The organism is Acinetobacter sp. AS5, assembly GCF_048957595.1.
In the GTDB taxonomy this organism is placed as follows: Bacteria; Pseudomonadota; Gammaproteobacteria; order Pseudomonadales; family Moraxellaceae; genus Acinetobacter.
In genome coordinates this window covers 1-12,997 of the sequence record NZ_JARDAL010000044.1, presented here as the reverse complement: position 1 = coordinate 12,997, position 12,997 = coordinate 1, and the positions used below count along the sequence as shown (strand labels likewise).

At 46.7% G+C, this 12,997-nt stretch carries 9 protein-coding genes and 1 pseudogene; 6 read left to right on the top strand and 4 right to left on the bottom strand.

From position 1 onward, the window contains the following. Positions 1–114: 114 nt before the first annotated feature. Positions 115–294, top strand: coding sequence for a hypothetical protein (locus PV763_RS13625; RefSeq protein WP_004280844.1), 180 nt, complete (start codon positions 115–117; stop codon positions 292–294). Between the two features lie 266 nt (positions 295–560). Here PV763_RS13625 and PV763_RS13620 read toward each other — a convergent pair whose 3' ends face one another. The 3 genes from PV763_RS13620 to PV763_RS13610 form a co-directional block, all read right to left on the bottom strand. Further along, entirely contained in the window at positions 561–1,856 is a 1,296-nt protein-coding gene (locus PV763_RS13620; protein ID WP_004728924.1) for a solute carrier family 23 protein, read from the bottom strand. A 306-nt stretch (positions 1,857–2,162) separates the two neighbouring features. After that, positions 2,163–4,847 carry a phosphoenolpyruvate carboxylase gene (gene ppc, locus PV763_RS13615; RefSeq protein WP_005268200.1) on the bottom strand — a complete coding sequence of 895 codons (2,685 nt, stop codon included), beginning with the start codon at positions 4,845–4,847 and terminating at the stop codon, positions 2,163–2,165. A gap of 149 nt (positions 4,848–4,996) precedes the next feature. Continuing rightward, the gene (locus tag PV763_RS13610; protein ID WP_005268199.1) at positions 4,997–5,620 is read right to left on the bottom strand and encodes a TetR/AcrR family transcriptional regulator; all 624 of its coding nucleotides are present in this window, start codon (positions 5,618–5,620) and stop codon (positions 4,997–4,999) included. Between the two features lie 148 nt (positions 5,621–5,768). Here PV763_RS13610 and PV763_RS13605 point away from each other — a divergent pair, with 148 nt between their 5' ends. The 4 genes from PV763_RS13605 (at position 5,769) to dnaJ (ending at position 11,744) form a co-directional block, all read left to right on the top strand. Next, complete coding sequence (locus tag PV763_RS13605) at positions 5,769–6,872, top strand: efflux RND transporter periplasmic adaptor subunit (protein WP_420938029.1); 1,104 nt, start codon at positions 5,769–5,771, stop codon at positions 6,870–6,872. A gap of 2 nt (positions 6,873–6,874) precedes the next feature. Further along, positions 6,875–10,012 carry an efflux RND transporter permease subunit gene (locus PV763_RS13600; RefSeq protein WP_420938028.1) on the top strand — a complete coding sequence of 1,046 codons (3,138 nt, stop codon included), beginning with the start codon at positions 6,875–6,877 and terminating at the stop codon, positions 10,010–10,012. Between the two features lie 131 nt (positions 10,013–10,143). Then, on the top strand, positions 10,144–10,521 hold the full coding sequence (locus PV763_RS13595; protein ID WP_420938027.1) for a hypothetical protein: 378 nt from the start codon (positions 10,144–10,146) through the stop codon (positions 10,519–10,521). Positions 10,522–10,625: 104 nt separating this feature from the next. After that, positions 10,626–11,744 (top strand): molecular chaperone DnaJ, encoded by a 1,119-nt coding sequence (gene dnaJ / locus PV763_RS13590; RefSeq protein WP_180001689.1) that lies wholly within the window; start codon positions 10,626–10,628, stop codon positions 11,742–11,744. A gap of 207 nt (positions 11,745–11,951) precedes the next feature. Here dnaJ and tnpA read toward each other — a convergent pair whose 3' ends face one another. Further along, positions 11,952–12,365, bottom strand: a complete 414-nt coding sequence (tnpA, locus tag PV763_RS13585) for an IS200/IS605 family transposase (RefSeq protein ID WP_305158304.1) — start codon at positions 12,363–12,365, stop codon at positions 11,952–11,954. Positions 12,366–12,408: 43 nt separating this feature from the next. On the opposite strand from tnpA, the pseudogene PV763_RS13580 reads away from it, so the two are divergent. Next, positions 12,409–12,997: pseudogene (locus PV763_RS13580) on the top strand (RNA-guided endonuclease InsQ/TnpB family protein); the annotation flags it as partial.

The following is a 12,997-nucleotide window of genomic DNA, read 5'->3' as shown; positions in this document are numbered from 1 at the left end:
AAAGAAATTGATTTTATTAAATATTTTTACAATGTAAGTTTGATTTAATTTAAAAAGTATATATATTGTATATACATCTTTTGCAAAGCAGTCTTTATTTTGGAGAGATAAGCAATGAGCGAGCAAATCAAAAAAATAAAGACAGGCAAGAAAGATGGACAACTTTTAATTCGTATTCAGAGTACGGAGCGTGATGAATTTATTCGTCTCTGCGAAGAACTGGATACTAGTGCTGCTCGTGAATTAAGAAAATTTATTCGTGGTTTTGTGAAACAACACAAGCCTAACGAATAGCCTTACTAGGGAGTAATACCATGGCTAAGCAAGTTAAATCTTTAAAGCAAGAAATCAAAGCACGTTTGAAAAAGATTTCAAAACATAAAGGCAAATTGAAGCAACTGAAGCAAGCGCTTAAAAAACAGAAATAAGCCAACGTGAATCAATTGCCAGTCACTTAAAACAGTTCATTCTAGACAGACTGTTTTAGGCTACAAAAAAGACCGAACATATATGTTCGGTCTTTTTGCTTGCAACAGGCTGTGCCCAGGCATCGCTGAATTTTATTTTTTATCGACCAGACTGAAGAACCAGTTTAAGAACAGGGCTGCAAACGTTGCCGTACCAATACCACCCAGATTGAAGCTACCAAAAGTCAGGGCAAAATCACCCGTACCTAAAATAATGGTCACCGCAGCCACCATCAGGTTCTTGTTCTGCGAAAAATCGACCTTGTTCTCAATCCAGATTTTGGCACCAGCAATAGTAATCAAACCAAAGACTATAATCGAAGCACCGGTCAGAATCGCTGTCGGAATCGTATGAATAATCGCACCAAACTTAGGCGATAAACCCAGGAACACAGCAAAGACACCCGCGACGGCAAAGATGATAGTCGAGTAGACCCGTGTTACGGCCATCACGCCAATGTTTTCACCATAGGTGGTCATACCCGGCGCACCCACACCACCCGCTAAAGTCGTGGCAATACCATCTGCAACAAAGGCTTTACCAATATGCGGATCCAGGTTTTCACCGGTCATCGCACCTACGGCTTTAATATGGCCCAGATTTTCAGCCACCAGAATCAAGGCAATCGGCGCAATGATCAGCATGGCATTCAATTCAAAGGTCGGTGCATGGAAGGTCGGTAAACCGAACCAGGCTGCTTGCTGAATGGGAAGGAAGTTGATTGCAGTGCCATAACCCATGACATTGCTGAGCATGAAATAGATCAGATAGGCCAGTAACAGACCGACCAATAATAGCAGGCGTTGCAGCAGGCCTTTGGTAAAGACGGCAATCGAGCCCATGCACATCACGGTAACGAGAGACATCCACATATTAAAGGTGTTGCCCATGACGCTTTTAACCGTGACTGGAGCAAGGTTCAGGCCAATGATCATCACCACGGCACCGGTCACTACCGGTGGCATCAGCTTTTCGATCCAGCGGGTGCCCGTCGCCATGACCAGAAAGCCCATCAGCGCATAGAAGATGCCACATGCGATAATCCCGCCTGCTGCAACGCCAATATTCGGATTCAGTCCGCCACCACCCGCATAACCAGTTGCTGCGATGACCACACCAATAAAGGCAAAGCTTGAACCTAGATAACTTGGAACCCGGCCACCGGTGATTAAAAAGAACAGGATGGTACAGATCCCTGACATTAAAATTGCCAGGTTTGGATCAAAGCCCATTAAAAAAGGTGCCAGTACGGTTGCGCCAAACATGGCAAAGGCATGCTGTACACCCAAAACTACCGTTTGTGCGGGTGGCAAATACTCTGCGGTACCTACTGGTCGTGCATCGATACTGCCCTCATACGGGCGCCATTTGGGAAACCAACTGGACATAAAATGAGCACTCAAAAGATAAATTGTGCACATCATACTCCGGTTTTTTGGAAGTTTTAATCACTCCTTTCAACTTTTTGTTCAAGTTAATTCATTGACTTTTATTTATTTTTTATCAATTGGTAAATATTTTTAATATAAAAGTAGCGTTAAATCAGTGGATTAATCATATAGCTATGCTTAAAATTCACTCATAAAGATTTGTTATTTTAGTTATAAAAAATACGATGCAGTGAGTGGTTTTGGCCAATTCATGTACAAAAAAAGCACATCACCAGGATGTGCTTTGAACGCGAGGGCGAAAAATCAGCCGGTATTACGTAAACCGGCTGCAATGCCGGCAATGCTGACCATTAAGGCATGATCGACCGGGGTATTTTCAGCCTGCTGCTGTTCCAGATATAAACGGCGACGTTTCATCAGTTCAGCTTGCAGTAAGTGCAGCGGTAACAAATAGGGTTTACGTACTTTCATCGACTGATCCAGTACACCGTTACTGCTCAGGAGTTTCGATTCGCCTTTTAAGCTCAACAGGGTTTGTACAGCATCCTGCAAACGCTGACGCAGTTCTGTTCCCAGAACTTTAAGATCTTCATCCTGAGTCAAATGCGATTCATAATATAGCGCCACATTGGCATCGGCTTTGGACAGTACCATTTCCAGCATATCAATCAGGGTCTGAAAATACGGCCACTCTGCCAGCATCTCATCCAGTACCGTGCGTTGTCCCTGATCCAGTACCGCATTTAATGCAGCACCGGTACCGAGCCAGGCCGGTAACATCAGGCGAATCTGGGTCCAGGCAAAGACCCAGGGAATCGCTCGCAGTGATTCAATCCCACCACTGACTTTACGTTTCGCCGGCCGTGAACCCAGTGGCAGCATTTGCAGTTCAAGTTCTGGCGTGACGGTACGCAGGTATTTCACAAAATGCGGATTTTCCCGGACGGTCTGGCGATAGACCTGCACCGATAGCTCGGTCATTTGATGCATCAAGTCGCGCCATTCCTGTTTGGGTTCAGGTGGCGGGAGTAAGGTCGCTTCCAGTGTTGCAGCGGTATAAATTTCCAGATTCTGCAGGGCGATTTCTTCCAGACCGAATTTGAAACGGATCATTTCGCCCTGTTCAGTCACCCGGATCGCACCTGAAATCGACCCTGGCGGTTGAGAGAAGAGTGCCTGCTGGGTTGGCGCACCGCCACGGCTAATTGAACCGCCACGACCATGGAACAGGGTCAATTGCACGCCATGTTGTTGGGCAACTGCGGTCAGTTCTTCCTGGGCACGATATTGGGCCCAGTTGGCCGACATAAAACCAGCATCCTTGGCAGAATCCGAATAGCCAATCATGACCTCATGTTTGCCCTGAATATGCTGTTTGTACCAGTGCATATTGAACAGGGTCGACATGGTTGCGGCTGCGCCATCCAGATCTTTTAAGGTTTCAAACAGGGGAACCACCCGTAGCGCCTGCTTGATGCCGGCTTCTTTCTGTAGCAATAAAACCGCCAGCACATCACTTGGATATTCCGCCATCGAGATGATATAAGCACCCAGAGATTCGCTCGGTTGCTCGGCTAGCGTACGCATGGTGGCAAACACTTCCTGTACATCCGGATGTTCAATCAGGCTGCCTGCTGGCTCATTCAGATGTTTTGGCAGCAACGGACGTTTGCTTTGCAGCTCTTGCAGTAAAAAGTTTTGCCGTGCCTGTTCAGTCCAGGTTTCAAAATTCCCCAGTCCTAAATATTCGGTAATCGCAGAAATCGCCTGACGGTGACGACCCGATTCCTGACGGATATCCAGTTTTAGCAGTTCGATCCCAAAACTGTTGACCCGGTAAATAAAGTCCAGCAGGCTGCCATTGGCAATTTCGGCCAGATTGCAGTCCATCAGCGAACGGTAGCAGGTCAGGAGTGGCTGTAAAAGTTCGTCTTTACTTTTAATCACCAGACTGTCATCGGCATCATTGCCTTTTAATTTTTCTGCCAGCCAGTGCCGTGTGGCTTTCAGGCGGGTACGGGTGTCACGTAAATATTCACGGTAGGGTTCAGGATGGGGCTGGCCCAAGGCTTCGGAAATTTCCGGGCTACATTGCTGGATAGACAGTTCCCAGCGCAGGTTTTCAATATCGCGTACATAAAGGTCGGCTGCTTTCCAGCGCGACAGCCACAGCACTTCCTGGGTGACGGTATGGGTCACATTCGGGTTGCCGTCGCGGTCACCGCCCATCCAGGAGGCAAAACGTACCGGTGCCACATCTAGGGGCAGGTTCTGAGCACACTGTTCTGTGACCATGCTATTCAGTTCCCGGATAAATTTCGGAACCGCATTCCACAAGGTCTGCTCAATGGTGGTAAAGCCCCATTTGGCTTCATCAATCGGAGTTGGACGATGCTGACGGATTTCATCGGTTTGCCAGGCAGAGCTGATCAGCTGTTTCAGATCGGCCAGAACTGCCTGACGTTCACGTGGAGTCAGTTTCTGCTGGTCAAATTTGGACAGGGCATTATTGATACCGTCATATTTTTGAATCAGGGTACGGCGGCTGACTTCTGTGGGATGCGCGGTCAGAACCAGTTCAATTTTCAGTTCACAGATTTGCTGATACAGCGTATCGGCAGAAATCTCCTGCTGTTTAAATTTTTCAAATAAAGGCACCAGAGGATTGGGCGATTCTGCAGTGTCATCAAACTCGCTCTGACGGCGACGACGTACCACATGATATTGTTCGGCAATATTGGCAAAGTTTAAAAAGTGGGTAAAGGCGCGGGTCAGCGGCAGGATTTCTGCATCTTCTAGACTCAAAAATAGTTGTTCCAGTTGTTTTTCTGCTTCGACCTGTCCATCGCGAGCGCCTTTGGATAGGGCACGGATCTGCTCGATCTGATTAAACAAATCCTGCCCGGCATGTAATTTTAAGGTTTCCCCAAGCAAATTACCCAGTAAGCGTACGTCTTCGCGTAGTGGTGCATCAATCTGTTGAATCATTTTTTATTCCCTCACATGCATGCTTTGACTATACCGCGACTGCATGACAATCCAAGTCCCTTAGAGACAAAAGTTGCAGAGCATTGGCTGCTTTTTTAGCAAATTTTAGGCCACATATGGTTATCGGTGCTCGATCCTGAGAGAAGGCTTTAGTCAGGCAGAGCATATTTCAGCATAAACAGTTCAATGGCCTCGCTAATGATCTGTTGCTGTTCTGCGCTTGAAGGGGGAGGGCTGAGACCCAGCAGGATTTTCTGATGACGGGTTCCGGTCAGCAGGGACACGATCAGCTCGGTCTGTTTTTCTGGAAGATCGACCTGAATAAAGCTGTACTGTTGGGCCAGAGCAAAGAAATCATTCCAGACTGCATCCAGTTTGCTATGCGAGGCCTCATAAAACTGTTCTGCCAGAGGACTTTGCTGCGAGGCCAGTTCCATCAGTAACAGGTCCAGCTTGATCGCTTCTGGTAAATTAATAATATTTAAAGCGCGCTGACAGGCCTGATAAAACTCCTGCGCAAAGTCACTGCTCGGCTGCAAGAGCTGAGGATGTTCATGCAGAATGGCTTCACAGGTATCCTCAATCGCACAGCTAAACAGGGTCGCCTTGTCCTGAAAATGGTTATACACCGTCAGCTTGGTCACACCTGCCTCACGTGCAATCTGGTTCATGCTGGAGGCATGATAGCCATGCGCTAAAAACAGCGCTTTGGCCACGCTGAGGATGCGCTGACGCTTTTCCAGATCCTTGGGTCGTCCTACAGGTATTTGCACAATTTCTTCCAAAAAAAGTCAATACGGTCATTGCTTTGAAGCTTGAGTTTTAATTAGTGTACCGGGTGGTATATTAATTAAAAAACAAGCAATTCAATATATCAGCATAGTTTGCCCTAAAAAAGACGATCAGATAAGAGCGAATAAGATGAGCAGGATTTACAGCGTATTGGCTGGCATGGTGGTGCTTTGCAGCGTGACTTTAAGCGGGTGCAGCAAAGATACTGCTGCAGCACAACAGGAAGTTCCCTTTGTCATGGTGGCGACACCCACCACTTCACAGCATGAATTAAAAAGTTATGCCGGTGATGTGCAGGCACGCCAGCAAACGGCGCTGGCATTTCGGGTCGCTGGGCAGGTGACCCAGCGCTTCGCTGATGTGGGTGACCAGGTCAAAGCCGGGCAAGTCCTGGCAACTCTGGATGTCAAAGATGCCCAGCTGCAGCTGAATGCAGCACGTGCCCAGCTGGAAAGCGCGCAGTCTGCTACTAAGATTGCTCAGGATGAATTACAACGTTTCAAGCAGTTATTGCCATCCAATGCCGTGAGCCGCTCACAATATGACGCGATCGAAAACCAGTACAAGACCGCCCTATCAAATCTGAAACAGGCACAATCCAACTACGATACCGCTAAAAACCAGACTGCTTATAACCAGCTGATTGCCACCAGAAACGGCGTGATCACTGCACGCAATATAGAAACAGGACAGGTGGTGGCTGCCGGGCAGGCGGCGTATGAACTGGCGATTGCCGGTGAGCGTGAAGTGGTAATTGGCGTACCGGAACAGGCTATTTCGGAGATCAAGGTTGGACAGGCAGCTACAGTGACATTATGGTCCAAACCTGAAGAAAAATTTGCCGCTTTTGTTCGCGAGATTTCACCGGCAGCAGACCAGTCGCGTACCTTCAGGGTTAAAGTTTCCTTACGTGAAGGCAATGGCCAGATCCAGCTGGGACAAAGTGCCCGGGTATTTTTTCAGCACAGCCGCGACAATATGCTCAGTGTGCCGCTATCCAGTGTCTCGGCAACGGATCAGCAGGCTTATGTCATGGTGGTCCAGCCGGATCATACCTTACGTAAAGTTCCGGTCCAGCTCGGTGCCTATGCCCGGGACAGTGTTCCTGTACTTAGTGGCCTGAAGCCGGAAGACTATGTGGTGATTGGCGGCGTACATCTGCTGCGTAACCAGCAAAAAATCAATCCGATTGATCGTGAAAACCGTCGTGTGACCATTCAGGCAGGGAGTTAAGCATGAACTTTAACCTGTCGGAATGGGCCTTAAAAAATAAAGGTCTGGTGCTGTATTTCATGATCCTGCTGGGTCTGATCGGTATCGTCTCTTATTCCAAACTGTCACAAAGTGAAGATCCTCCTTTTACCTTTAAAGTCATGGTGATCCAGACCTATTGGCCGGGTGCCAGTGCCAAAGAAGTATCCCTACAGGTCACTGACCGGATTGAAAAGGAACTGATGACCACGGGACAGTATGACCGCATCATGGCCTATTCGCGTCCGGGTGAATCCATGGTGACTTTTGTTGCCAAGGATTCCCTGGCTTCGAAAGATGTCGCGGATGTCTGGTATAACGTGCGCAAGAAGGTGGGCGATATCCGGCATGAATTGCCACAAGGGGTACAAGGTCCGTTCTTTAATGATGAATTCGGCGATACCTTTGGCAATATTTATGTGCTCAAGGGTAAAGATTTTGACTATGCGACCCTCAAGGAATACGCCGACCGCTTACAGCTGCAACTGCAACGGGTCAAAGATGTTGCCAAAGTTGAGCTGATTGGCTTGCAAGACCAGAAAATCTGGATTGAGATTTCTAATACCAAGGCCATCCAGCTGGGCGTTCCAGTCATGGCGATTCAGCAAGCCCTGCAGCAGCAAAATGCCACCACCCAGTCCGGTTTTTTTGAAACTGGCTCAGACCGGATTCAGGTGCGGGTCAGTGGCGCATTAAACAGTGTTGAAGAATTAAGACAGATGCCGCTGCTGGTCAATGGCAAAACTATTCAGCTGGGCGATGTAGCAGAAGTCTATCGTGGCTTTAGTGATCCGGCACAGCCCCGGATGCGCTTTATGGGCGAAAACGGCATTGGTATTGCTGTATCGATGCGTAAGGGTGGGGACATCATTGCCTTGGGTAAAAATCTGGAACAGGAATTTGCCCGCCTGCAAAAAGCCCTGCCCCTCGGTATGGAGCTGCAAAAAGTTTCCGATCAGCCGGTGGCAGTCAAACGCAGTATTAACGAATTTATGAAAGTGCTGGCAGAAGCGGTGATTATCGTATTGCTGGTCAGTTTTTTCTCGCTCGGTTTTCGGACCGGTCTGGTGGTGGCTTTCTCGATTCCGCTGGTGCTGGCCATGACCTTTGCCGGTATGCAGCTGTTTGATGTCGGACTGCATAAAATTTCCTTGGGAGCCCTGATTCTGGCCCTGGGTCTTTTGGTCGATGATGCCATTATCGCGATTGAAATGATGGCGATTAAAATGGAGCAGGGTTATAGCCGTTTACAGGCAGCCGGGCATGCCTGGCGCACCACGGCTTTTCCGATGCTGACCGGGACTCTGATTACCGCTGCCGGTTTCCTGCCGATTGCCACTGCAGCCTCGAGTACCGGGGAATATACCCGTTCGATTTTCCAGGTGGTAACCATTGCATTGCTGGTGTCCTGGATTGCCGCGGTACTGTTTGTCCCATACTTAGGCGATAAACTTCTGCCGGATTTCAACAAAGATTTAATTCAAAAAGCGCCGTGGTATCAGCGTCTCTGGGCACGTCTGCGCAAACAACCAGAACCTCAGCCGATTGTGCATCATGCCGGTGAACATTATGACCCTTATAAAACCCGGTTTTATCAGGGTTTTCGTCGTTGGGTCGATGCCTGTGTGACCTATCGTAAAACTGTCATTGCTGCCACGGTCGGGATTTTTATCCTGTCCATTTTAATGTTTAAGCTGGTGCCGCAGCAGTTTTTTCCACCTTCAAATCGAGCTGAAATTCTGGTGGATCTCAAACTTGAAGAAGGTGCATCACTGAAAGCCACTGAAGCTGCAGTGAAAAAAGTCGAAGCCTTTTTATCGAAACAAGAGGGTATTGATAACTATGTGGCCTATGTCGGGATGGGTTCTCCGCGTTTCTATTTACCGCTGGATCAGCAGCTGCCGCAAACCAGTTTTGCCCAGTTTGTGGTGCTGGCATCCTCTTTGGAAGATCGTAACGAAATCCGTCAATCCTTGAGTGACCAGATTCGAAAGTTATTGCCAGAAGTGCGTACCCGGGTGTCCTTGCTGGAAAATGGCCCACCTGTGGGCTATCCACTACAATTCCGGGTGTCGGGTGAAGACTTAGGATTAGTCCGTGAATGGGCGCAGAAAGTTGCAGCCACCGTGGGAGACAATCCGAATACCACCAATGTACATCTGGACTGGGGCGAGCCGAGCAAAGTCATCAAATTGCAAATTGATCAGGATCGTGCCCGTCAGCTTGGGGTGAGCAGCAGTGAACTGGCCAATGTACTGAATGGCTCGATTTTAGGGGCCGGCATTGATCAGTATCGGGAAAAACGTGAACTGATTGAAATCCGTTTACGTGGTGCTCAGGCTGAACGGGTGGAGGTGGAGTCTTTAAGCAGTTTGGCCGTGCCAACCGCAACTGGAACATCAGTACCTTTGGCGCAGCTTGCCAAAATTGAATACAGCTTTGAAGAAGGCCTGATCTGGCATCGGAATCGTTTACCGACCATTACCGTGCGTGCCGATATTCGTAGCAAACTGCAGCCCGCTACTGTGGTCAATGAACTCAAAGAGCCACTGGAAAAAATCCGGACAGAGCTGCCGAATGGCTATCTGCTGCAAGTGGGGGGGACAGTTGAAGAATCGGCTCGTGGACAGAACTCGGTGAATGCCGGCATGCCTTTATTCCTCGCAGTCGTCATGACCCTGCTGATGATTCAGCTCAAGAGCATCTCACGGGCCTTTATTGTGTTCCTGACCGCACCTTTAGGCATTATCGGAGTGGTGTTATTCCTGTTAATTTTCAATAAACCTTTCGGTTTTGTTGCGATGCTCGGAACGATTGCATTATCGGGAATGATTATGCGCAATTCGCTGATTCTGATTGACCAGATCGAGCAGGATATTCAGGCCGGAGAGTCGCAGTGGGATGCCATCATCAATGCCACGGTACGCCGTTGTCGTCCGATCGTATTGACCGCACTGGCTGCGGTGCTGGCGATGATTCCTTTGTCCCGTAGTATTTTTTTCGGGCCGATGGCAGTGGCTATTATGGGTGGTTTGATTGTGGCGACATTATTAACCCTGTTTTTTCTGCCTGCCCTATATGCACAGTGGTTTAAAGTGAAAAAAAGTTTAAATTCTGTTTAAATTTGTCATAATTTCAGGTGCGAAATTTGGAAATTTTCAATATAGTAGCACCTGAGATTTTTATAATTTAAAAAAATAAGTAATTGCTGCATTGGTCGAGCTACCAATACGGTAACGAGGTTGAACCAAACATGACTCAAGATACATTAACCAAGATGCGACGTTCCGTAGCGATGGCTTATGTCTTCATGTTTTTGGCCTTATTTACCCTGTTTAGTGGACTATTGGCCTACTGGTTCGCACGTAAAGTCGCTCAAGTTGATTATGCCGAGGTCTGGTTACAGGCACAGGCGTTGTGGATCATGCGTAATATCGTGATTTATACCATTTTGGCGATCTTTGCTGCACTGTGGTTTATTCCCCTGTTTTTCTTTGCCTGGGACAGCCAGTTATGGGTCAAAGCCTGTGTGGTGACCGGAGTGATTTTCAGCTTTATTGCTTTTATTTTCCTGATCAATGCCTGGTTTAAAGGCTTCTATAAATTCTCTCAAAACAAAGCTGTGTTCTAAAGCGTATAATTTTTTTCATATTTCCCCTTGTAAAACTCGGTTTGACCCCAATTTCAGACCTCAGTTGAATATTAAACAAAATTCCGTGAGGAGCATCGCCAGACATGGCTAAACGTGATTATTATGAGGTTTTGGGCGTCGCTAAAACCGCTAGTGATGATGAAATCAAAAAAGCCTACCGTAAGTTGGCGATGAAATATCATCCAGACCGTAACCCGGACAATGCTGAAGCTGAAGAGAAATTCAAAGAAGCTGCAGAAGCTTACGAAGTGCTCTCTGATGGTGAAAAGCGCAGCATGTATGACCGTATGGGCCATCAGGCCTTTGAAGGTGGTATGGGCGGTGGTGGCGGCTTCGGCGGTGGTTTCAGCGCAGAAGATATTTTCAGCCAGTTCGGTGATATTTTCGGTGGTGCTTTTGGTGGCGGCGGTGGTCGTGGCCAGCAACGTGCACGCCGTGGTTCCGACTTACGCTATGTGATGGAATTGACTCTAGAAGAAGCGGTCAAAGGTGTCAAGAAAACCATTACTTTTACTGCACCGGCACCGTGTGATGCTTGTGATGGTAAGGGCTCAAAAAATCCAAACGATGTCGAAACCTGCCGTACCTGTCATGGTGCCGGTCAAGTGCGTATGCAGCAAGGTTTCTTCTCGGTACAGCAAACCTGTAGTACCTGTCGCGGTCAGGGCAAGATCATCAAGAACCCATGTAATAAATGTCATGGTTCGGGTGTGTCGGATCGTCAGCAAACCCTGGAAGTTACTATTCCTGCGGGTGTGGACAATGGCGACCGCGTTCGCTTGACCGGTAAGGGTGAAGCGATCCGTGATGGTCAGTCAGGTGACTTGTACGTAGAAGTGGTGGTGCGTGAGCATGAAATCTTCCAGCGTGATGGCGCTGACCTGTATATGGATGTGCCGGTATCAATTGCTGATGCAGCTCTAGGTAAGGAGGTTCAGATTCCTACGCTGGATGGCCGTGTTAGCCTGAAAATTCCTGAAGGTACGCAAACGGGTAAACTGTTCCGCTTACGTGGTAAGGGTGTTAAACCGGTACGTACCAGCATGCAAGGTGATTTGCTGTGCCGTATTGTGGTGGAAACTCCAGTGAATTTAACTGCACGTCAACGTGAATTGTTGAAAGAACTGCAAGAAACCATGGATGGTGAAGACAGCAAATCATCACCAAAGAAAAAATCATTCTTTGATCGCTTGTTTGATTAATTGAGTGAAAGTAAAAAAGGACGCTGAGGCGTCCTTTTTTATTATATAGATAAGATACTCTAGATTAGAAGATGCTATTTATTAGTTGATAGGTATCGCTTAAACATAAAAACCGCCTAAAAAGCGGTTTCTGTTCTTATATTTGACTATCTTTAAGTAAAAGAGGACTCCACCCGACAGTCAGGGTGGAGGTGAATTTCACAGATTTTAAGCTTGTTGGTTTTGAATGTATTTCTTAACAATATCTAAGGGCGCACCACCGCACGACCCTGCAAAATAAGATCGTGACCATAAAACAGGTTTTGCATAACTACCACGTAAATCTAAAAATTCATTCCGCATTCTTCTGCTTGTTACCGATTTTAAATTATTCACCAACTTACTAAGCTGAACAGTTGGTGGGTACTGAATAAGCATGTGAACATGGTCAGCCTCACCATTACATTCTTTTAGCTCTGCATCAAAATCTTTGCATATTTCGTCTACACACTCAATAAAATACTTATGATGTAGATCATTTAGAATTTTCTTTCTGTACTTTGTAATAAATACTAGGTGTACGTGTAAGTTAAAGGCTGAATAGCGGTTTTTATAGATTTCAGTCATTGTTTGATTGTTCATTTAATGATAGCATTTTATTATATTAACACATACATACTCATTTATGAAAATCAACAAAGCGTATAAATTTAGGCTTGAGCCTAATGCAGAGCAGGAGCTTGTTTTAAACAAGTTGCTTGGCTCTGCACGTTTTGTTTGGAATCAAATTTTAGCTGTATCGTTCGAGATGCTTGCTAATAATGAGCGAATCAACAAAGTTAATTTAGTCAATAAAATTCCTGAATTACGAAAAAAACCTGAGTGTGCTTTTCTGGAAAACAGTTCAAATGGCGTTTCACTTCAACAAAAAGTGCGTGATCTTGGTGATGCCTGGGGGAGGTTCTTTGACCCGAAAGAACAAGCCAAGTTAAAGCAAAAACCATTAAAGCCAAAAAACCAAGATTCTTTAAATTGCCGGATGGTCGTGAAGTCCAATTTAGACCACTCATGCCACGATTCAAAAAGAAATCTGATGGTTATGATTCCATTCGTATTGTTCAATTCAATAGATACTGTTGGGTTAAAGGCAACCAAGTTAAGTTACCTAATGACATTGGCGTTGTGAAATTCAGAAAGTCACAAGAGATTCTTGGTGAAATCAAGAATGTCACAATCTCAAAGCATGTTGGAAAGTGGTATATCTCTTTCGGTGT

Coding starts and splice junctions, on each gene's coding strand:
- ppc (WP_005268200.1), bottom strand. CDS start 4,847: ATGATTCAACAGATTGATGCACCACTACGCGAAGACGTACGCTTACTG.
- tnpA (WP_305158304.1), bottom strand. CDS start 12,365: ATGAACAATCAAACAATGACTGAAATCTATAAAAACCGCTATTCAGCC.
- PV763_RS13595 (WP_420938027.1), top strand. CDS start 10,144: ATGACTCAAGATACATTAACCAAGATGCGACGTTCCGTAGCGATGGCT.
- dnaJ (WP_180001689.1), top strand. CDS start 10,626: ATGGCTAAACGTGATTATTATGAGGTTTTGGGCGTCGCTAAAACCGCT.
- PV763_RS13605 (WP_420938029.1), top strand. CDS start 5,769: ATGAGCAGGATTTACAGCGTATTGGCTGGCATGGTGGTGCTTTGCAGC.
- PV763_RS13600 (WP_420938028.1), top strand. CDS start 6,875: ATGAACTTTAACCTGTCGGAATGGGCCTTAAAAAATAAAGGTCTGGTG.
- PV763_RS13620 (WP_004728924.1), bottom strand. CDS start 1,856: ATGTCCAGTTGGTTTCCCAAATGGCGCCCGTATGAGGGCAGTATCGAT.
- PV763_RS13625 (WP_004280844.1), top strand. CDS start 115: ATGAGCGAGCAAATCAAAAAAATAAAGACAGGCAAGAAAGATGGACAA.